The organism is Corynebacterium canis, assembly GCF_030408595.1.
GTDB lineage: Bacteria > Actinomycetota > Actinomycetes > Mycobacteriales > Mycobacteriaceae > Corynebacterium > Corynebacterium canis.
In genome coordinates this window covers 864852-886738 of record NZ_CP047080.1, presented here as the reverse complement: position 1 = coordinate 886738, position 21887 = coordinate 864852, and the positions used below count along the sequence as shown (strand labels likewise).

Below are 21887 nucleotides of genomic sequence, written 5' to 3'. Positions count from 1 at the left end.
ATGCGCTTTTCGCGCCCTTACTTATCGTAGGTTTGGATATAGGTGACGTGCGTCTCCACATACTCCATCAGGCCGTGCTTGCCGTCCGCGCCGCCGATGCCGGAATTACGACGCCCAGCGTGGAAGCCCTGCATCGCCTCGAAATTCTCGCGGTTAATATAGGTCTCCCCGTACAGGAGTTCGCGCGACGCCTTGAGCGCCTTGTTCAGATCATTGGTAAACACGGAGCTGGTCAACCCGTATTGGGACGCATTTGCGATCGCAATCGCCTCCTCCAAGTCCGCGACCTTCACCACTGGCAGCACCGGGCCGAAGATTTCCTCACGCGCGATTTCCATGTCCGCCGTGGCGCCCGACAGCACGGTGGGCTGATAAAAATTACCCTCCCCCTTATCGACGGCGCGACTTCCGCCCGTTTCCACCTTGCACCCGGCCGCCACGGCTTGCTCGATCATCTCATCGAGTTTATCCAGGGCACCGGCGGTGATCAGCGGTCCCATGTCCAGGTCTAGGACCCGGGAGGGGTCGCCGTACTTGGTGCCGGCCATCTTGCCCACCAGCTTTTCCAGCAATTCATCGTGGACGGATTCTTCGACGAGGACCACCTCGGCGCAGTTGCAAACCTGGCCGGTGTTGATCACACGTGAGTTCCAAATGGCGGTGGCCGCGAGGTCTAGGTCCGCATCGGCGAGCACGATCGCCGGAGCCTTGCCGCCGAGCTCAAGGTTCACCCGGGTGAGGTTCTTGCCCGCCGATTCCATGATGCGGCGGCCGACGCCCACGGAACCTGTCATGGACACGAGGTCCACATCGGGATGCGTGGTCAGGGCCTCACCGACCACGCTTCCGGACCCGCCGACCATATTGAACACACCCGCAGGCAGCCCAACTTCTTCGACGAGCTTGCAGAATTCGAACGCATTGATGGGAGTTTCCACACTTGGCTTAACCACAATGGTATTGCCGGTGAGCAGCGCCGGGGCCATCTTGCGGGCGATCAGGAAGAACGGGAAGTTCCACGGCAGGATACCCGCCACCACGCCGAGCGGCTGGTAGGTAAGCAGAATGGTTTCGCCCGGACGATCGGAAGGGATCACTTCCCCTTCGATGCGGCGCGCCCAGCCCGCCATATAGTCGAAGTAGTCCGCCGTAAACCGCACTTCCACCTCGGCCAAGGCGCGGACCTTGCCTTGCTCTTCCACCAGGTAGGTGGCGAAACGCTCCACATGATCACGCAGCTTGGTGGCCAACGCGGTGAGGTATCCCGCGCGTTCCGTATTGGTCAGGGCGGCCCAGGCCGGTTGCGCCTTGCGAGCCGCAGCCACCGCAGCATCCACCACCGCAGCATCCGACTTCGGGACGAGCGCCAACACCTCCCCGGTGGAAGGGTTGGTCACCTCCATGGTGTCCGGGCTGGCGACAAACTTGCCGTGAATAAAGTTCTCATACGTAATCATCGAGGGGCCTTTCCTGCTCGTCGGTTCACGAGCCAAAAGCTAGGGGAATAAGGATGGTTCGCATCAGCGCTGGTCCACCCCAAATCTTAGCCAGCACTTCATATGCAGCGTGCGATATTTCACAAATCCCTCCCCCCATCGCGCTGCCTTAACTGCCACCTCGATTTACACCTATATATAAGCGACATCATTCACTGAGTAGCGCCGTACCATTTCCCCTGCAGTGGTGGACGGCATTGTACCCGTTCGCCGTGCTGGGTGCCACCTTGTTACCACTGAAACCCTACGTACCTGTGGATAGTTTCAAGTTATCCACAGGTTGGCGGGGCGTGTCTGGAAAACCCTGGGTTTTGTGCCGTTTTGGGGTTATCACTGGTGCTATGGGTTTGTTTCAGCGTCGCACCAAATTGCTTGATACCTCTTTCATCAACATCACTCGCAGGCTTGCCATGCCGCGTGGGTACTGTCGTGCTTCCCGGGAGGTGGAGTGGGGTTCGCGGTATCACCCGCAACGTCTGGGGTTTGCCGCCCCGATCATGCTGCGGGCCCGGGCGCATTTCACCCAAACCCCGAATGTCATTATCGGCGGCTGGGCCGCCGCAGCCTACGCCGGGCTGAAGTACTGGGTGGATGACGCCCACATCACCGTACATGTGGCCAGTAATTTCCAACGCAGCCACAGCGTGTTCGACGCCACCCGCCGCAGGCTACGGCCAGGCACCAGGGTATGGACACCGGATCAAGAACTACCCGGCATGCAGGTCGTCGCCCCCGAATACGCCCTGGTGGATTGCCTGATTGATCTGCAGCGCGACCGCCACTCCTGGTGGGTCTACCAAGTACCCAACCTTGCTAACTGGGAAGTCCGCGCCATCCAACTCATCGACGCACTGCGCGCATGCACCACACTAAACTTCCAGCTGGTGCGCGACATCGCCCGCAATATCTTCAGCGCCCGCCAGCTGAAAAAACTGTTGAACCTGTCCCGCACGGGTGCCCAGTCGCCCCCGGAAACCGTGTTGCGGTTGATTGCCGAGCAGCTGCGCGCGCACCTGGAGGTGCAAATCCCGATCTATGATTCCGGTGCGCTAGTCGACGACGGCTCACCCCTGCTCACCGTGCTTGATTCCGGCTGGCCCGATATCCGCGTTGGTTTATTCTACGACGGTGCCCACCACCTCCAACGTTGCCAACGTGACTACGATGCCAAAGTGTTAATCCGGCTACGCGAACTCGGCTGGGAACCACTACGTATCACCCACGGACTACTCAACAAACCCCGCGAACTGATCACCACCCTGCGCCGCGCCATCCACCGCGCCGAAACCAACACCACACACACGCCAAAACCCGACGCGAATCCGAACGGCTGAATCCTCACGCCGAATTCTCACGGCCGAATCCTCGCTGCACCACCCCAGTACTGCGGCTTGTTTACCGACCCGCCTCGTTGCTGCGCGCCCACCACACCCCTGTAACCCCCACGTTGAAGCGCCCCCTTTCCCCAGCCACGAACAATCTGCCTGGCCGCGGTCCGGCCCCGTCACATCTGCCTGACTCCGCCAGATTTGCCTGATTGTTGGGCCGAGTTTTCCTGCGGAAATGCGGCCGCGTTACATCTGCCTCAGGCACATCTACCACGGCAGGAAAACCAGGCAGATCCTGCACAACACACCAACAAAAGGCCGCTGGGTGCAACGCACTGCTGCACGCGAGAGGTCACGGACGACTCGAACACGCTGGAACGACATCGATTGTGAACCACCGAAGCCCACACCCAACAGCCTCGTACAATCTGCCTGGCCGCGGTCCACCCAGGTCACATCTGCCTGGCTCCGCCAGATTTGCCTGATTTTTCGGCCCAGTTTTCCTGGGGAAACGCGGCCGCGACGAATATGCCTCAGGCAGATCTGACGCGGGGTGGAAAGGCAGGCAGATTCTCCACCACCCCGCCATGCCGCTGGGGGCAGCTCATTTTTGTCGGCGATTGGTCACGGCCGCTGCACCCACGCTGGAACGACATCGATTGTGAACCACCAAAGTCCGCACTCGCCAGCCACGCAGAATCTGCCTGACAGCTGTCCAGCTATGTCACATCTGCCTGGCCGCGCCGGATCTGCCTGGTTTTTGGGCCGAGTTTTCCTGCGGAAATGCGGCCGTGACGAATCTGCCTCAAGCAGATCTGACACGGCAGGAAACGCAGGCAGATCCGCACCACCACACCAGGTGATGTGGCGAGTTGGGGGCCGGAATTTTCCGCGCTCAGGGCCGACGATTCTCCCGGTCAGGCAGATTCGACACGCCGGTCGTCGCGCGATGGTGTTTCCGCAGGAACGCAAAACGGCCGTGTTACATCTGCCTCAGGCACATCTGCAACGGCAGGCAGTGCGGGCAGCGTTCCCGTTTAGTCAAAACAAGCCCCGTGAATAGACCCTTAAAGGTCCCCCCGATTACGCGCCGCCTGCGCGCTAGCGCCGAGGTCAGTGGGCGAAGTGGCGGGCGCCGGTGAGATACATGGTCACACCGGCGGCGTTCGCGGCGGCGATTACTTCGGCGTCACGGATGGAACCGCCGGGTTGCACCACGGCACGAACCCCTGCTTCGGCGAGGACTTCAAAGCCGTCGGCGAAGGGGAAGAAAGCATCGGATGCTGCGACCGCTCCGGTGGCGCGTTGTTCGTCGCCGGCGAGGGTGTTTGCGCGGGTGACGGCGAGTTTCGCGGCGTCGACACGATTGACTTGGCCCATGCCTACGCCCACAATGGCGCCATCTTTCGCAAGGACGATCGCATTGGACTTCACCGCACGTACGGCTCGCCAAGCGAACTCAAGTTCGGCAAGGGTTTCGGGGGAGGCGGGCTCGCCAGCGGCAAGGGTCCAGTTCTCTGGGTTGTCACCCTCGGCGTCGATAAAGTCGCGTTGCTGCAACAACAGGCCGCCGGAGATTTCGCGCCCCTCGGCCCACTCGCGGTTCGGCGCCGCAACCTCAAGCACACGGATGTTCTTCTTTTGGGACAACAGTTCCACCGCACCCTCTTCGTACGAAGGTGCGATGATCACCTCGGTAAAGATCTCCGAGACCTGCTCCGCCATAGCGACGCTTACCTCGCGGTTCGCGGCGATCACGCCCCCGTACGCAGACACCGGATCGCACGCGTGTGCGGCTCGATGGGCGGCGGCGATGGAATCATCGGACACGGCAATGCCACACGGGTTGGCGTGCTTGATAATGGCCACGCACGGACGCTCGTGATCCCATGCCGCCCGCCAAGCGGCGTCCGAATCCGTGTAATTGTTGTAGCTCATTTCCTTGCCGTGGTACTGCTTGGCCTGCGCCAATCCCTGCTTGCCGTGCTCGGTGTATAGCGCGGCCCGCTGGTGCGGGTTTTCCCCGTAGCGCAGGGTGTTCGCGCGGCTATACGTACCGCCGATCCAATCCGGAAATTCGGCGTGATCCCCGGTTTCCAGGCTTTCGCCCATCCACGTAGCCACGGCGACATCGTAGGAAGCGGTGTGGCGGAAGGCGTCGACAGCCAATGCGGTACGTTCTGCGCGGGTGAATCCGCCGGCCTCGAGGGCGAGCTCGATATCACCGTATTTTTCTGGGTCCACGACGACGGCGACGGAAGGGTGGTTCTTCGCGGCGGCGCGCACCATGGACGGCCCGCCGATATCGATCTGCTCGACGCACGCGTCGAAGTCCGCGCCCGAGGCCACCGTCTGCGTAAACGGATAAAGATTTACCACGACCAGTTCGAAAGGTTCGACGTTAAGCTCGCCGAGCTGATCGAGGTGCTCTGGCTTGCGCGTGTCGGCGAGGATGCCCGCATGAACGCGCGGATGCAGCGTTTTCACGCGACCTTCCAGGCATTCCGGGAAACCGGTGAGCTCTTCCACCGGGGTGACTTCAATGCCGAGCTCCGCGATCGTGGCGGCCGTGGACCCAGTGGAGACGATTTCCACACCCGCAGCGTGCAAGACGCGGGCAAGGTCTGCAAGCCCCGTTTTGTCATAAACGCTAATAAGGGCGCGGTGAATTGCCTTGCGGTCGGTGCTCATAAACAGTGCAACCCTTTCATTATTTGTTAGTTCTCACCATCGACGATCTTAATGCCTGCAACTACTTACATAGCAATCCCCTTTTAATGCATCCAACGTTCTATGGAAGCACCAATATTGCTGCACACGGGCAAACTCCAGCGCCGCGCACCCTACGCACCACGCTTATCGACGCCGCCGACACCATACACGCCGGGCGCGCGCAACACGTCCACAATGAGTTGGCGTTCGGCCACTTTGATGCGCTCGTGCAGGGTCGCCTCCGAATCCTCCGGGAGGACATCCACCGCAGCCTGCGCAATGATCGGGCCGGTGTCCACGCCTTCGTCCACAAGGTGCACGGTCGAGCCGGTGATCTTCACCCCGTAGGCCAGGGCGTCGCGCACCGCGTGGGCACCGGGGAAGGAGGGCAATAACGCCGGGTGCGTATTGATCACTTTGTTCGGAAACCGCTCCAAGAAGCCCGGGCCGAGGATCCGCATAAAACCGGCGGATAGCACCAGGTCTGGGTTGTAGCCGGCCACGGCCGCGGCCAATTCGAGGTTCCAGGCGGCGCGGTCAGGTTGCTCCGCGAAGGCGACCACCGTAGTGGGGATCCCCGCCTGCCGGGCCCGCTCCACCGCCGGGCAATCCTTGTCCGCAACCGTGCCGACCACCCGGTACGACTCTCCCTGCGCCGCGACTATGGATTGCAGCAAAGTGCCAGTACCGGAAACGAGGATCACCACATTCATTGGTGCGCATTGGTTGCTCACCCCAGAAAGTCTAGCCGCCTTGGGTTGTGTCCTTGGAATCGGCCGGCTCGTCTCCGCCCGCCTCGGCATCCGCGTCCGGTTTTTCGGCAGAATTGGCAGCGGTGTCGGCAGCGGTGTCCTCAGCGGAGCCCGCATCCGGTTCCACATCCGGTTCCGTGTCGGGGTCTGCCGCATCTGCCACGTCCGCCCCTGCGTTCGAGTCCGCGCCCGCCGCCGCAGCCTCCGGTTCGGCGTCCGCAGCCTTCTTCGCGCGGCGGGCTTCCCGCGTGGTTTTTTCCTCTATATTGTCCTCCGATTCCGCAGCATCCGCGGCATCTTCCTCGAATTTCGGCCCGAGGACGCGATGCACCACCACGGCCAATACGGAGGTGCCGGTAAGGAAAAGCGCGGCCAGGCAGGAGGTCAGCCACACCAAGGAGCCGACGTGCCCGAAAGCGCCGAGGGTACCGCTGCCCAGGTACACGGCGATGGCGGTAAACAGCATGATAAAGCCACCGGCGGCGACGAATTCGGCGATGGGTTGGTCGGTGTTGCCCATGCGTCGGTACGCGAGCACGGCGGCGATGACCAGCGGGATCACCAGCAGCACCCACGCCCAAGGCACCACGCTGGCGGGCACGGCGGCAAAGAGCGGCATGGGCGGGAGCGGCACCAGGTGGGCGCTAAACAGGGAGACTGCGCCGTCGCTGATATGGAATTCGGAGCCGAGGAGCACGGCCGCCGCGAACATGGCGGCGTTCGGGAGGTACAGCAGGCTGAGCGTGACGACGCCCGCCGCCGCACCGGGCGTCGAAAAGTGCCGCATAAGCTCGCTCAACGTCTGCCAATGGAAGGCGAGGGAAATCACCACGGTGGCGGCGCCGGCGAGTGCGAGCCATTTGAGGTAGCTGAGGGCGAAGAGCGCGGCGTCGACAATCGTGCCGGGGATGGCGATGCGGCGGGCAAGGGCGCGCCACAACCTGGGCCCCATGCCGCAACCTAACACGCAAAGGTGCATCACTAGGGTGCGCACAATCGCTTCTCCGAGCGAAGGGGGTTTGACGGGGAGGACGGAGGAGGCGTCGTAAAGCATGGCCACAGCGGTTAGGGTCAGCAAAATCGGAATTCCCACCGTGCACAATGCAAGGAGTTGCAGCTCAAACATGCTCACGCGGTCTTTTACGGAACGGTAAACCCGCCGCGCCATCACCCAACCGAACAGTAGTGCGGGGGCAAGCGGGAGGATGCCTACGCTCGCACGTTCGCCTGATACCGGCACTAGGTTAAGGGCGAGCCAGGATTGCGCCACGGTGGCCGGCAATGCCACCAAGGAAGTCTCGGTAAACATCAGTCCGGCGAGCGCCGCACCGACCAAAATCAGTATCGTTATGGCTACCGGAACCACAATTGTGACCAAAGTCGCTTTTAGGCGATCTTTGAGTTGCGGTTCGGCCTGTTTTGGCGGCTGCGCTTGCGTGGTATCGGTACGTGGCACACGATGGGTTGTCCGCAACCTAGAATTGCGGCCACTGCCCCGTGTTTTAGGGCTTCTGCGGTCGCGTTGCTGTGGGCTATTCTTTCTATTCATCGATGCTTACTTTGCCACTATCTAGGGCGCATCTGGGGGACCCACCCCCAACACCCCCAGGGCACCTGAAATCCAGTTAAATTACGCGCCGTTGGTCACATCAGTAACTTTGATAACTCACTGGGTTGCCCGTAGTAGATCGAACCGTTATCATCGAAACCTGTTAGTAACGGAATGGTCACAAATTGCGATTGTGGCTCATGCGACAGGGAGAAATCTAGATGAACACGACTCATCGGCGGTCGGGTCGGTCTGGCGGGCAGCACCGCAAGCAGACCGTATCTACCGGCACAAAGAGCCGGGTCGCGATGGTCGCAATGGCGACCGGCGCAGTCTCCACCGCAGGTGTTGGCGGCGCTGCAGCGGCGCACGCGACGCAACCAGATACGGTGACCCAAACGCCTGAGTATCAGCTCACCTCGGATACCGCCCTTGGCTCCAGCGAGGCAGCACCACAGATTCTGGCTATTGCGGAATTCAAGCCGGTGGCAAACCTCACCGATCAGCTAAACAAGGCAATTCAGTTCAACGCTGAACGTGCCGCCGCTGATGAGGCAGCACGGGCGCCCCAGACCGCACTTCCCGCATCTGGCAGCTTCACCTCGCCCTTCGGTCCTCGTTGGGGGAGTTTCCACAACGGGATCGACATCGCGAACGCTGTTGGCACCCCAATCAACGCCGTCATGGATGGCACCGTGATCGACTCCGGCCCGGCTTCCGGGTACGGCCAGTGGATCCGGATCCGCCACGATGACGGCGCTATTTCTGTGTATGGCCACATGGAAACATTGGACGTTTCCGTGGGCGAGCGCGTGGTTGCTGGCCAGAAGATCGCAGGCATGGGCAACCGTGGGTTCTCCACCGGCCCGCACCTGCACTTTGAGATCCACCCGGACGGCCAAAGCGCTGTTGACCCTGTGCCGTGGCTTGCGGCACGTGGCATCAACGTCTAAATCTCCGCTAAGTAGCGACCTCCTCCTTCCTCAGGTGTCCGAGGTCGCTTCCGCGTGCCCGCGGTAAGGCGGAGGGTGCCCGCAGGCTGGATTAGAGCTTTTCCATGGGTAAATTGCCGATGAGCATCAGCCGAACAGTTCCCGCAGAGCCGAAATCGATGGTCACCGTGGCCGCCGGGCTGCCCGGGTGGGATTCGATCACGGAGCCGAGCCCGTATTTTTCGTGGTTGACGCGGTCGCCCACGTTGAGCACGAGGCTGCCGCCGGTGCGGCTCGCCGCTTTGGGCAGCCGGGATTTCTGCGCACGCGGTTTCGGCTGTCGGAACGCGGGCGCGCCCCACTCCAGCGGCGGCCAGTCGGTGTCGCCGCCGGTGTCGTAGCCTGGGAATTGAGGTTCCTCACGCCGCCATTGCACCAGGTGCTCAGGGATTTCCTGGAGAAAGCGCGATGCGGGGTTGGCCGTGGAATCGCCCCAGGAGCTGCGGATTAAGGCGCGCGTAAGGTACAAGCGTTGGCGGGCGCGCGTGATGCCAACATACGCGAGGCGGCGTTCCTCCGCGAGTTCCTGCGGTTCGCCCAGTGCGCGCTGGTGCGGGAATTGGCCGTCCTCCCAGCCCGTCAGGAATACCACGGGGAATTCCAAGCCCTTCGCGGTGTGCAGCGTCATCAGCGTGACCACGCCCTGCCCTTCCTCAGGTAGCTGGTCCGCGTCAGCCACCAGCGAAACGCGCTCCAGAAAGGCCTGGAGCCCGGCGGGAGCAGCTTCGCTACCTTCCTCATAGGCGAGGCGGTTCGTCGCCTCTGAGGAGAACTCACGGGCCACGGACACCAACTCGTTAAGGTTATCCAGGCGGGCGCCGTCCTGCGGGTCGTTTGAATTCTCTAGGCCCGCGCGGTATTCGGTGACGTCCAGCACGGCCGCGACCACCGCCCCGATATCGGTGAGGCCCGTGTCTTGGTCCGTGTGCTCGACGATAGTGTCCCGCAACCCATCCATCATCTCGACAAAGCGTGCGATTGCCTTGCTGCTGCGCGGGGCCAAGAGCTCCACGTTGCCGGCCGCGGCGTCGAGAAGCGACTGACCAAAACTAATGCCTTGCTGCTGCGCGTGCAGGTTTACGGCGGCAAGCGCGCGATCGCCGATGCCGCGGCGGGGCGTATTAATAATGCGCTGAAGCGATACCGAATCGTCCGGGTTTTCTAATGCGCGCAGGTAGGCGACGATATCGCGGATCTCCTTCCGCTCATAGAAGCGAGTGCCACCCACCACTTTGTAGGGAATGCCCGTTCGAATGAACACGTCCTCGAGCGCGCGGGAAGAATTATTGGTGCGGTACATCACCGCGAAATCGCTAAAGGAACGCCCCTGGTCCACCAGCGAATCAATCTCGGAGGCGACAAATTGCGCCTCATCGTGCTCGTTGTCCGCAACATAACCAATTACCGGTTCGCCCTCCCCCAGCGCCGTCCACAACTTCTTCTCGCGCCGGTTCTGGTTTTGCGCAATCACCGCATTCGCCGCCGACAAAATCGTCTGCGTGGAACGGTAATTCTGTTCTAATACAATGGTGCGCGCCTGTGGGTAATCACGTTCGAATTCCTCGATATTGCGGATGGTTGCGCCGCGGAACGCATAGATAGATTGATCGGCATCACCCACCACGCACAACTCGCTCGGCGGAACCTGTTTCCCCTGGTCAGCGGTGCCCACGAGCGACGCCAATAACATATATTGGGCGTGGTTCGTGTCCTGGTATTCGTCGACGAGAACGTGGCGGAAGCGGCGTCGATAATATTCCGCGACGTCCGGGTGCCGCGTGAATACGCCGACCACTTCCCCGATCAAATCGTCGAAATCCACGGCGTTGGCCGCGCGCAACCGTTGCTGGTACACCTTATATACCTTGGCGACGGTCAACTCCCACGGGTTCCGCGTCTGCGTCGCCTGCGCCATCGAATCCGCTGGCGAAATCAACTCGTTCTTGCAAGCGGAAATCGCCGCCGCGAGCCCACGCGCCGTGAACTTCCGGGCGTCCAAATCCAGGTCCTTGACGATGCCGGAAAGCAGGCGCTTCGAATCGTCCGCATCATAAATAGTGAAATTCGTGTTGAGGCCGGGGACCAGCTTCGCCTGCTGCCGCAAAATCCGCACACACGTGGAATGAAACGTGGACACCCACATGCGCTCCGCGACGGGCCCCACAAGGTCCGCCACGCGATCGCGCATCTCCGCCGCCGCCTTATTAGTAAAGGTAATAGCCAAAATCTGGCCCGGGTGCACGCCGCGGCAGCCAAGCAGATACGCTATACGGCGCGTCAACACCGCCGTCTTGCCGGAGCCCGCGCCCGCCACAATCAACAACGGTGCGCCAATGTGCTCCACCGCCGCCCGCTGCTGGGGGTTCAGGCCGGCCACTAAAGTTTGCGCTGGGTTCGTTGGGGGTGTGGGGTGGGCTTGGGGTGTGGGGTGCGTTGGATGCGCTTGGTGAGCTTGGGGTGTGGGGTGCGTTGGGTGCGCGCTTGCGGAAGTGGGTGATGTACTGGGAAAAGGTGAGGATTCATGCGTGCTCATAATGGTTCCAAACTACCCCACACGAACGTGGCAAAATGTTCGGTATGAACGACACGCAATCTTCGGCCGCCCGCGACTTTGAAATCCGCATGCCGAGCGGCACCGACGACCCGCTCTCCGACGCGGAAATCCAACAATACCGTGAGGAAATCAACCGGTTGGACCGCGTAATCCTAGATGCCGTGAAGCGAAGGACCGAAATCTCCCAGGCTATCGGGCGGACCCGGATGGGTTCCGGCGGGACGCGGCTCGTACACACGCGCGAAGTTGCGATTATCAACCAGTTCCGCGAAGAGCTCGGCCCCGAAGGCCCCGCCCTAGCGAACGCCCTCCTCCGGTTAGGCCGCGGTCGCTTGGGGTAGGTGCTGCGGGTGCCCATTTGTATGGGAAATTACTCCGGTTTGGTGGCATTGCGGAAACGCGCGGCCAATAATATTGCTACGCTTGGTACGCGGAGAGCTTAGCCTCTTTTAAGCTGTCCAAGTACTTCCCTATTCGCAAGACAGGAAGGCCTTAATTATGGCGAACCGCACGTACCTTTATGCCGAACGTCCCCGCGAAAATGGCACCACAGCAATCATTTCCGTCGGCGAATTCAGCAGCGGCATTCCGCTAGCCTACCAATTGCTCTGCAGCGTGCGCGCGGAGCGCGTTTCTTCGGCCATTCACGGCGACAACCAAAAAGACGAGGACACCGGCGAATTCGTCGGCCCGATTGCCATTCGCGCCTCCTTTACGGAAGGCCGCGAAGCACTCCTTCGGTTTATGGAGCGCTTCGCCGAGGTAAACAGCAAAAACCTGCACTTGCCCGAAGACTTCGTAGCGGAAGAATTTGCTGGAACCCGCAAGGAATTGTTTGACGAGCGTTTCTCAGGGTGCACGCATTTCCGGATGGAGCCCGGCGAAGTATTTGAGCTGGTCTGCGACGGCCTCGCCGACTTCGAGCGGGAGGCGGACAATCTCTTCAATTCAGTAAACACCGTCGACGGGGACATCGAACGCGTTATTAAAACGTGGGAGTCCGGCGAATTCGAACCTTACCGGTCCGCCCAAGATCTTTTCTACTCCCTTGGGTTCGGCACGTGGAGCGATGTTCTCTTCTTCCAATTCAAAAACCCCGAGGACGCCCAAACCGACAAGCCCGACGGCGCCCAAACTCCGTAGCTTGGCGGTTGGAACTGATCACACGCGATAAATACCCCAAATCCCGAATCGCCATAGCAGCCCAGCTGAGGCCTTGAAACCCGCTACCCTTGGTCGACTATGGCCAAGTTCCGTTAATCGCGCCATTTTGATATGGTAGGGTGTACACAACTTATTGGCATGTCTGGAGTTGAACGATGTCTACCGATATTTTTTACATCAAAATCCCGAAATCTGTGTAAAAAATATCGCGCTGGCGGCCCTGGGCGGCCCCGGATGATGAAAATTACACAAAATCGGCGTTTCGTGTGTAAAAAACTTCATGTGAAGTACGCGACCTACCCCCACCGCCGGCCAATAGCCCGACGACGGGCCAGATTGTGTCGTCATCACCGATGGTCCGCCGCCGCGCGCCAAACCCGACTCGATCCAACCCGCACTTCTGCCTAGCCTGCGCCACAATCCGGGAAGGGTTTCAGTGAAAGAGATGAATTCATAGCAGATTATTTGTGTGGCGGCGGTTCGCGCCAAGGCTGGGTTCGGAAGTTTGGCGAGACTAGAAACTCCACAAAATCGCCGTCAGCCCGGCGCCCACCAACCCCAATTCTGGGCGCATCGTTTCCGGCCCAGTGACAGATATGAAGCCATATATTTTGACCAATTGAAACAAACGCAGTAGCAGCCCCTCTAAGGACCCGAAGTCCGCTACCCTTGGTAGACTATGGCCAAGTTTCGAAAAACGCGGCATTTTGATATGGTAGGGCGTACACAACTTATTAGCGCGGCCAGAGTTGAACGGTGTCTACCGATATTTTTTACATCAAAATCCCGAAATCTGTGTAAAAAATATCGCGCTGGCGGCACTGGGCGGCCCCAGATGATGAAAATTACACAAAATCGGCGTTTCGTGTGTAAAAAACTTCATGTACGGTGCACAACCTATCGGTTTGGCTGAAGGGCCCACTGAATGCAGGTAGCCCGAGGCAGATTCGGCAGGCGTCTCAAACCTAGCAGGCGAGGCAAATTCGGCGGGTGGTGCAGGTAGCGATTCAGTGGGTAATGCAGTGAGCGCGCAAAAGCGATGGGGTTAGTCCAAGGGCAGGGCGATGTATTTCGTTTCGAGAAATTCGTGAATGCCTTCGAATCCACCTTCGCGGCCGATGCCGGATTCTTTCACGCCACCAAAGGGAGCTGCTGGGTCGGAAAGCGCACCGCGGTTGATCGCCACCATGCCCGCCTCAAGGGATTCGGCGACTCGCAGCGCAGCATTCGGCGAACCGAACACGTATGCGGCGAGCCCATAGGGGGTGTTATTGGCCTTGGCGATCACCTCCTCTTCCGTCTCAAAGGTAGTGACGCTAATCACCGGGCCGAAAATCTCATCGTGGTGGATCGGCGACGATTCGGGGGCATTAATCAACACGGCCCCCGGGTACCATGCACCGCCTTCGAATTCAGGACCGAACGCCGGGGTGCGCCCGGCCCACACTAACCGCCCGCCACGGGCCACCGCGTCGTCGACAAGCGTGCGCACGGTTTCCACCTGGTCGGCGCCGGAAAGTGGGCCGAAATTGACGTCTTCTTCCCAGCCGGGGCCGAGGGTAAACGTGGCCATTTCTGCGGCGACCTTTTGTACGAACTCGTCGGCAAGGGAAGAGTGAACAAGGAATCGATTGGCGGCAATGCAAACCTGGCCGGCGCCGCGCATCTTCGCGATCGCCACCTCTTTAGCGGCTAGGTCGATATCCGCGTCGGGCAAGACGATATAGGGGGCGTTGCCGCCGAGCTCGAGGCTTACCCGCAGCGAATGCTTCGCCGCTTTAATCGCAAGTTTTTGCCCCACAATCGAAGAACCGGTGAAGGTGAGTTTACGCAACCCGGGCTGGTCTAAAAGCGAGGAGATTCGGGCGGCGCGGGCCGAGGGTAACACGCTGACAACGCCATCTGGCAGCCCAGCTTCCTTTAAGAGCCTTGCTAAAAACAGCATGGTTAACGGTGTTTTTGAAGCTGGTTTCACAATCACGGTGCACCCTGCGGCCAACGCCGGGCCTAGTTTGCGCGTACCCATAGCAAGCGGGAAATTCCAGGGCGTAACGGCTAAAACCGGACCCACCGGTTCTTGCCGCACAAGGATTCGAGCTGTTCCTGCGGGGTTCACGCGGTAGTCGCCACGAATGCGCACGGCTTCCTCGGCGAACCACCGGAAAAACTCGGCACCGTACGCCACTTCGGCCCGCGAATCCGGCAGCGCACGGCCCAACTCGAGGGTTTGCAAAAGCGCCAATTCCTCGGCATGCGCATGTATTAATTCGAACGTACGATAGAGAATTTCCGAACGCCGTCGCGCCGGAGTATTCGCCCAGGTTTTCTGGACGTCAAGCGCGGCGCGTAAGGCGGTGTGCGCATCCTCCGTAGTCGCGGAGGCAACGTGCGCGAGGGTTTGCCCTGTCGCTGGGTTTTGTACCTCCAGCACTCCGCCGTCTGAGGCGGCCGCCCAACGCCCCGCGAGGAACAAATCTTTGGGCGTGGACGCAATCAATGAGTGGATTTGGGATGGCTTTACCATGACCCCCACACTAGATGCTCTCGGACTACTGTGGGTAAGAGATAACACTTGTAATGAAACCCACACGAGGAGACAACATGGCAGCAGACATCACAGCCACCGCACAATGGAAGGCGTTGGCAGCCCACCACAACGAGCTCAGCGAGACCACGTTGCGGAACCTTTTCGCTGCGGACCCCGAGCGCGCAAGCAAACTGACTTTCGACGCCGCTGGCCTGCACGTAGACCTGTCAAAGAACCTCATCAACGATAAAACCGTTGAGCTTCTTTTAGACCTCGCTGAAGCGGCAAAGCTCAAGGAACATACCGAAGCTATGTTCAATGGCGAGCACATCAATAACACCGAAGATCGCGCGGTCCTACACACCGCGCTGCGCCTGCCGGTGGAACGCGACTTGAAGGTCGACGGGCAAGATGTTGCGGCGGATGTGCACGAGGTCCTTGGCCGCATGCGTGACTTTGCACACGCTTTGCGCTCCGGCGAATGGTTGGGCCACACCGGTCGTACGATTAAAACGATCGTGAATATTGGGATCGGCGGTTCCGACTTGGGCCCCGCCATGGCGACGCGCGCGCTACGGCATTATGCCACCGCTGGGATTTCCGCCCGTTTCGTGTCCAATGTTGACCCCGCCGACCTGGTAGCCACGCTCGAAGACCTGGATCCCGCCTCCACGCTCTTTGTTGTTGCCTCCAAGACCTTTACCACGCAAGAAACTCTCGCCAATGCCCACGCCGCGAAGCGCTGGCTGTTGGATGCCTTCGACGGCGATGAAGCGGCCGTCGCAAAGCACTTCGTTGCGGTGTCCACGAACGCGGAAAAGGTCGCTGAGTTTGGCATCGACACCAATAATATGTTCGGATTCTGGGACTGGGTCGGCGGCCGCTACTCCGTGGATTCCGCGATCGGGCTGTCGCTGATGGCGGTGATCGGTCCCATGGACTTCATGCGATTCCTCGCCGGCTTCCACGCCATGGATGAGCACTTCCGCACCGCTCCGCTGGCCGAAAACGTTCCCGCACTGATGGGTCTGCTGGGCGTCTGGTACGGCGATTTTTACGGTGCCGCCACCCACGCCGTGCTGCCATATGCGCAGGATCTGGCGCGCTTCCCCGCCTACCTGCAGCAGCTCACCATGGAGTCCAACGGAAAGTCTGTTCGACACGATGGCACGTCGGTGAATTGCGATACCGGCGAAGTGTACTGGGGCGAGCCCGGCACGAACGGCCAGCACGCGTTCTTCCAACTCATGCACCAAGGCACTCGAATGGTCCCCGCCGACTTCATCGGATTCGCGCGGCCGAAGCAAGATTTGCCCACCGCGGACGGCACGGGCAGCATGCATGACCTGCTCATGAGCAACTTCTTCGCACAAACGAAAGTCTTGGCGTTTGGCAAGACCGCCGCGGAAATCTCCGACGAAGGCGTCCCCGTCGAACTGGTGACCCACAAGATGATGCCGGGGAACCGGCCCTCCACCACCATCTTGGCGGAAGAATTAACGCCCGCCGTATTGGGCGCGCTTATCGCGCTGTACGAGCACATTACGTTCGTACAAGGTGTCGTATGGGACATCAATTCCTTCGATCAATGGGGCGTTGAGCTGGGCAAGAAGCAAGCCGGCGATCTGCTGCCAGCCGTCACGGGCGAGGAGCAGCCGGATTCTGGCGATAGCTCCTCCGACGGCCTGATCTTGTGGTACCGCTCCAAGAAATAACGAACGCGGTTTCGGCCGCTAAGAGGACTCCCCGTTGCGGATGCGGCGGGGAGTTTTTGGTGAGGACGTTGGGCTGGGTGCGGGTGTGGGCCACGGGAGCGGGCAGTGATAGAGCAGCCGCCGACGTACCCCCATTTTCGGTGTAGTTTCGACCATACATTCGTTAGTGGCCTGCGTTTGGCTGTACTGCGCAAATCTCGGGGGCTGCACGCGGCCAACTCGCGACTTTCCCATGGCCCAATTCAATAGCATGGCATATATCTTTCCGAGTTCTCGCGGGATTAAATAGAACAACCGCGCCAAATAAGGATATTCGGGCGTTCGCAATTTGTTTACGCGCTTCATAACTACATATTTTGACAGTTCTGGAAGTATCAATTCACGGGTTCCCACAGTGCCACATTTCGAGTGCTACACATGCCGTTCGATAAAACACACATGCTAGAATTAGGAAACCCAAAGACGGCCTATGTGATAATTGAGGCAATCCTGAAATGTCCGATTCTAAATTCCAAACTACGCAGAAGCTCACAAGCAAACCGGACAGCGCAACTGTGATCGAACTCCCCGAAAATTCGGCGGGTAATGACACGTCCTCCGCGCTGGCGGTCAGCCCTTCCGGCTACGCAACGGCCGTCACAAACGGCAGTTCAGCGCAGGCCGTGCATCATGTGACGGCAACGCCGCAACAGCCGGCAATGGAATCTACGACCGCATTCCAAACAATGGCTTCGTTTTACCAAGCGGAGCAAGGTAAACAGCGCGGAACCGTAGTCGTTCAGATCATTCTATTTTTGGGTACCTTCTTTATTTTTTCGTCGAATTTCAATCAATTCGGCACCTTCTTTGGCGGCCCTGAGCCCAACCCTCCATTCGCCATCACGATTACAATTATGGCGCTATTTGTGGGCATTTCCGCGTACCTGAAATCCACCGCTTCGCGGGCGGAAACAAAGATTAAATCTACCCTGGGTAAACTCCGCCCCTCCGGCTCGCCGCCGGAACGCACCGAGCGACCCGAACACTATGTGAAAAATGCAGCCCAATATGTGGTTACCTTTAGCAAAGTTGATTCCACGCTGCGCTTCCTGCAACACACGCTGATCTACGCGCTTACGGTACTTTCCGCAATTTGGGCGGTATTTGCGTGGCTCTCCCCCACCAGCCGTTTCGAATCAATCGCATTTGCGCTCACCTGCATTCTGGTCGCCGGAATTATCCACATTATTCTGAGCATGGATTTCTTTGGCTACGACGATGATGTGCAAAAACTGCTGCGTACCATCGAGAACGATTCCAAGTATTCTGCGTTATTGCAATGGGCCAAGATCCCCACGGAGGATCAGGAACAGCGCAAGGTTGTGCAGATTTCCAATCCGGAGTGCGAGAAGCTTCCGCCTGCCATCTCGTTGAGTTTCCTGCGCTTTATTCTCGTGTACGGCCTTGCCGCGTTCTTTACCGGTCTGCTTAATATGGTTTTTGCGGAAAGGCTCCTGAGCGAACCGATTTCGGATGTGTTCACGCTCACCATTATCACGTCGCTGATCGCCACCCCCATCATGGTGAATTGCATGAAGCGTTTGCGCTTCCCGCTGCAACTTCGAGAACGCTACCTGCTGAATAACCGTCCGCTGCTGGTGCTGTTCTTTATCGCTGCGATGTTCATTTTCATCGTTCCGATCTTGGCCATGTCCGAGGTACTAGCAACGGAATACAACGTGCAGCCACCGGTCGGCCTCATGCTCATGCAGATGTGCTTCACGCTGGTGATCCCCATCGGCCTTGGCATTCTGGAAAGCACACGCTACGCGCATGCCGCCAATCAGATCTTGCGTGGCACCATGACCCCGTACACGTCGTGCATTACATTGCCGTGGCGGCCCGACCGCCCGGTGCTGCTGAGCACGATTCCGCGCAAATTCCTGCAGGAAGTCCTTACGATCAAGAAGCAATTGCAGGATCATATCGCCGATAAGGAAACGACGATGCGCCCGCTGATTTCCTGACACGAGCGCCCGCACCGCGCACCCACCAGACCACCCACCGTGCCCTCGCCGAACACACCAAACCCGCCGAACACCAAAATTGGGGCTGGCTGCATGCGATGCAGCCAGCCCCACATCCCGTTCTACCCGGACGGAAAAAGGAACATCCAAGAGCGATTGTAGAAAATTAATCCGCGGCATGTAAGGCTTCACGCCCGCGGGCTAACCCCGCTAAAACAACCCGCGCTCCGAAGCCACGATTTGCTTGCCAAACGGGAAGCAGGTCACCGGGATCATTTTCACGTTCGCAATCGCCAACGGTATTCCAATGATCGTGATCGCCTGCGCTGCCGCGGTCATAATGTGCCCGATGGCGAGCCACAACCCGGCCACCAAGAACCAGATCAGGTTCGACAGTCCTGCCAATGGCGCCACACCGGGGGCGTCCACCACTTCCCTTCCGAACGGCCAGAGGGCGTAGTTTGCCATGCGGAAGGAAGCCACACCGGCTGGGATGGTCACCACGAACAGGCAGGCCAGCACCCCAAAGAACAGGTAGCCGATGGCCAGCCACAGGCCGCCGGTGATCAGCCATATGATATTCAAAATGAGTTTCATCGATGTTTCCTCACATCACGCTGGGCACACAATACGTGTTTTCACGGTGGCTGGCAGCTCGGTGTTTTCGTGACCTTCGTGCCTGCCATTGCCTTCGATCACCCAGGCGGTTCCGTCGTTGGTCACGGTCGCTTCGGCCCGCGTGCGATCGTCGATTTTCACGTTTAATGTGTGGGTTTTTATTTGTAGTTCGCCCAACGCCGGCCCGGCATCGGGATTGTCAATTGTCACGTCGATTTCGGCGCTGTTTTCTACGCCGCCCTCCAGTTTCAGGCTGGGGCCGTCTGGGGTGCACACCACCGGCGTGAATTGTTCGTCGAGGACATTGCCGTCCACTTCCACGCTGACTTCCCCGGGCCCGGCTTCGCTCATCACGGCCGGCGGCGAGGTTTTTGTTGAGGTATCTCCGATTGCGGCGGTGCTGGTTTCGCTGGACAGAGCGGAAGCGGATTCTACCCCCGATTGGGCTTTCCCGAGTTCTGATTCACCGTCATTACATGCTGCCATTCCGAACGCGACGATGAGCATCATTGAGATCATCGCGGTTTTCTTCATGGTTGTAAACCTCCTGATGGTTCGCCTCTCCAGCCCCACGTTACTCAGGTTGCCTGCCCCTAGCTAGCGCCTTTGCAACGAAGGCTATAGTTATACGAGTGCCTCAACAGCGAGTTTCAGCCCCACGCGATCACAGGTTTATCGCACTCATTGCAATATTTTTGACTGCTCTTAACCTCCGCGCCGCGGTTACCGCTTTGCCGCCGCTGGTGCCCCGCATTCAGGAATCCCTCGGCGTCGGCGGCACTTTGATCGGCGTGCTCGGCATGATCCCCACCGCGATGTTTGCGCTCAGCGCGTTTAGCACGCCATTGATGCTGCGCCGATTGACGCTCCACAGCGCGCTGATCCTAGCGATGCTCCTCACCGCCGCCGGCCAAGTGCTCCGTGTGCTCGGCCCGTCGTTCGCACTGTTGGTCGTAGGTTCGATCCTCGCATTATTCGCCGTGGGTGCCACCAACGCCCTGATGCCCATCGTGGTTCGCACACATTTCCCAAACCGGGTTCCGGCGTTGTCCACCACGTATATGGTGGCGATGCAGATCGGCATGTCCGTCGCTCCCCTGTTCGCCGAGCCGCTTGCGGTTCGCACAAATTGGCAAATTTCGCTGGCGTCGTGGGCGGCCCTTGGGATGGTTGCTGCGCTGGCGTGGGTTCCGTTGTGGCGCCGTCGCCCGGCCGCGTCGCCGGTTCCTGCTGCGGGTTCGTCGCGGCGTCGATTAGCGGTGTGGCGAACTTCCGCCGGCGTGGGCATGGCCGTGATGTTCGGTTGCACCAGCCTTACCACGTATTCGCTCATGATTTTCATTCCACGCATTTATGTCGACGCCGGCGCCCCCGTGCAATTCGGCGCATTGATGCTGGCCTGGTGGTCCGCGCTGGGGTTATTGTTAGCGTTTATCGGACCGTGGTTCGTCGCGCGTTTCGACGACCCGTTCCCCATCGTCGCCGGTTTTGGCGCACTGTTTATTGTGGGCAATGTGGGCATGGCGTGGGATGCGATGTCCGCCCCATGGGTTTGGATCACGCTCTCCGCGGTGGGCCCCTGCAGCTTCCCCATGGCGCTGACGCTCATCAATTTCCGCGCCCGGACTGTCGACGGCGCGACCGCATTGTCCGCGTTCGGGCAAGGCGCCGGCTACACAATGGCGTGCGTCGGCCCCCTTGGATTCGGACTCTTGTACGACTACACCGACAGCTGGATGCCGCCCACGATTTTCACCTCGATCGCGCTGCTCTGCATGATTGCGGGGAGCTGGTTCTGCACGCGCAATGTGCATGTAGAAGACCAGCTATCGCAAATTGTGGCGAAACCAGTCGAGGCTGAATTGGTGGGTCGCTAAGCCGTACGCGAGCACCGCCCGCTGGTACATCGCCACATCCGATAAATGTTTCGGAACCTCCGCCTGCGCCACCTGCCCCTCAAGCTTCCGCAGCCGCACCAAGCTCTGCAACAGCCCGTGCTCGATATTGTCCAGGATCACGCCGCGCTGGTCGGCGGGCACGAAGCCAAGGAAAAACAGCCGCGCAAGCATGGCCGGTTCCGCGTTCCCCAACGGGATTTTGGATCGCATCCATGTGTGAAACTCGGCATTGCCAGTTTCCGTAATGCGATAGGTTTTCCGACCCCGCGCACCGGCATCAATGTGCTCCACTTCAATCTTCCCATCGCGCAGCAGCCCATCGATCGCACGTTTGATACTTCCGGAGCTTGCGCTGTAAAACAACGACGGTCCGGCTTCGAACGCACGAACTAGGTCGTAGAGACTCATTGAGCGGATCAGCAACAGTCCTAGGATGACGTAAGCCATGTCACAAGCGTAGACGATAGTCAATGTGTGGCCTGCCTCCTAGACACCTCCTTGAGCGGGATCCGGCCCCACCCGCAGCTCCCGCGGCCACGCCTTTGTGATGCCCCCGCGCGCCGTGGCCGTCGCTTA

Annotated in this window: 16 protein-coding genes; 7 read left to right on the top strand and 9 right to left on the bottom strand. The window is 59.7% G+C overall.

Annotated elements, in window-relative coordinates; translation table 11 throughout:
* Positions 1-17: 17 nt before the first annotated feature.
* The gene (gene aldA, locus CCANI_RS03895; RefSeq protein WP_146323953.1) at positions 18-1457 is read right to left on the bottom strand and encodes an aldehyde dehydrogenase; all 1440 of its coding nucleotides are present in this window, start codon (positions 1455-1457) and stop codon (positions 18-20) included.
* 380 nt (positions 1458-1837) lie between these two features.
* On the opposite strand from aldA, the gene CCANI_RS03890 reads away from it, so the two are divergent.
* A complete protein-coding gene (locus CCANI_RS03890; RefSeq protein WP_146323954.1) occupies positions 1838-2830 on the top strand; it encodes a putative endonuclease domain-containing protein in 993 nt (330 codons plus the stop codon).
* A gap of 1107 nt (positions 2831-3937) precedes the next feature.
* Here CCANI_RS03890 and purH read toward each other — a convergent pair.
* The 3 genes from purH to CCANI_RS03875 all read right to left on the bottom strand — a co-directional run bounded on the left by purH (position 3938) and on the right by CCANI_RS03875 (position 7744).
* Positions 3938-5515, bottom strand: a complete 1578-nt coding sequence (gene purH, locus CCANI_RS03885) for a bifunctional phosphoribosylaminoimidazolecarboxamide formyltransferase/IMP cyclohydrolase (protein ID WP_146323955.1) — start codon at positions 5513-5515, stop codon at positions 3938-3940.
* 152 nt (positions 5516-5667) lie between these two features.
* Positions 5668-6249, bottom strand: a complete 582-nt coding sequence (gene purN / locus CCANI_RS03880; RefSeq protein ID WP_146324016.1) for a phosphoribosylglycinamide formyltransferase — start codon at positions 6247-6249, stop codon at positions 5668-5670.
* 31 nt (positions 6250-6280) lie between these two features.
* The gene (locus CCANI_RS03875; RefSeq protein ID WP_146323956.1) at positions 6281-7744 is read right to left on the bottom strand and encodes a cell division protein PerM; all 1464 of its coding nucleotides are present in this window, start codon (positions 7742-7744) and stop codon (positions 6281-6283) included.
* Positions 7745-8058: 314 nt separating this feature from the next.
* Between CCANI_RS03875 and CCANI_RS03870 the strand changes: the two genes are divergently transcribed.
* Entirely contained in the window at positions 8059-8790 is a 732-nt protein-coding gene (locus tag CCANI_RS03870) for a M23 family metallopeptidase (protein ID WP_146323957.1), read from the top strand.
* Positions 8791-8881: 91 nt separating this feature from the next.
* On the opposite strand, the gene CCANI_RS03865 is transcribed toward CCANI_RS03870, so the two are convergent.
* On the bottom strand, positions 8882-11362 hold the full coding sequence (locus CCANI_RS03865; RefSeq protein ID WP_146323958.1) for a UvrD-helicase domain-containing protein: 2481 nt from the start codon (positions 11360-11362) through the stop codon (positions 8882-8884).
* 44 nt (positions 11363-11406) lie between these two features.
* Here CCANI_RS03865 and CCANI_RS03860 point away from each other — a divergent pair, with 44 nt between their 5' ends.
* Together CCANI_RS03860 and CCANI_RS03855 are read left to right on the top strand one after the other, a co-directional pair.
* Positions 11407-11724, top strand: coding sequence for a chorismate mutase (locus CCANI_RS03860; protein WP_146323959.1), 318 nt, complete (start codon positions 11407-11409; stop codon positions 11722-11724).
* A gap of 157 nt (positions 11725-11881) precedes the next feature.
* Complete coding sequence (locus CCANI_RS03855; protein WP_146323960.1) at positions 11882-12526, top strand: DUF7822 domain-containing protein; 645 nt, start codon at positions 11882-11884, stop codon at positions 12524-12526.
* Positions 12527-13592: 1066 nt separating this feature from the next.
* Here the strand turns inward: CCANI_RS03855 and CCANI_RS03850 are convergent.
* Positions 13593-15071, bottom strand: coding sequence for an NAD-dependent succinate-semialdehyde dehydrogenase (locus tag CCANI_RS03850; protein WP_146323961.1), 1479 nt, complete (start codon positions 15069-15071; stop codon positions 13593-13595).
* Positions 15072-15148: 77 nt separating this feature from the next.
* Here CCANI_RS03850 and pgi point away from each other — a divergent pair, with 77 nt between their 5' ends.
* Together pgi and CCANI_RS03840 are read left to right on the top strand one after the other, a co-directional pair.
* The gene (pgi, locus tag CCANI_RS03845) at positions 15149-16789 is read left to right on the top strand and encodes a glucose-6-phosphate isomerase (RefSeq protein WP_146323962.1); all 1641 of its coding nucleotides are present in this window, start codon (positions 15149-15151) and stop codon (positions 16787-16789) included.
* 494 nt (positions 16790-17283) lie between these two features.
* Entirely contained in the window at positions 17284-18795 is a 1512-nt protein-coding gene (locus CCANI_RS03840; protein WP_146323963.1) for a hypothetical protein, read from the top strand.
* A 210-nt stretch (positions 18796-19005) separates the two neighbouring features.
* On the opposite strand, the gene CCANI_RS03835 is transcribed toward CCANI_RS03840, so the two are convergent.
* Both CCANI_RS03835 and CCANI_RS03830 read right to left on the bottom strand, forming a co-directional pair.
* Positions 19006-19392 (bottom strand): YccF domain-containing protein, encoded by a 387-nt coding sequence (locus tag CCANI_RS03835; protein WP_146323964.1) that lies wholly within the window; start codon positions 19390-19392, stop codon positions 19006-19008.
* Positions 19393-19407: 15 nt separating this feature from the next.
* Positions 19408-19947, bottom strand: a complete 540-nt coding sequence (locus CCANI_RS03830; RefSeq protein ID WP_146323965.1) for a lipoprotein LpqH — start codon at positions 19945-19947, stop codon at positions 19408-19410.
* Positions 19948-20108: 161 nt separating this feature from the next.
* Between CCANI_RS03830 and CCANI_RS03825 the strand changes: the two genes are divergently transcribed.
* Positions 20109-21290: an MFS transporter gene (locus CCANI_RS03825; RefSeq protein ID WP_246118185.1), complete on the top strand. Its 1182-nt coding sequence runs from the start codon at positions 20109-20111 to the stop codon at positions 21288-21290.
* Here CCANI_RS03825 and CCANI_RS03820 read toward each other — a convergent pair.
* Complete coding sequence (locus CCANI_RS03820) at positions 21240-21758, bottom strand: PadR family transcriptional regulator (RefSeq protein WP_146323966.1); 519 nt, start codon at positions 21756-21758, stop codon at positions 21240-21242. The genes CCANI_RS03825 and CCANI_RS03820 overlap by 51 nt on opposite strands.
* Positions 21759-21887: the final 129 nt, after the last annotated feature.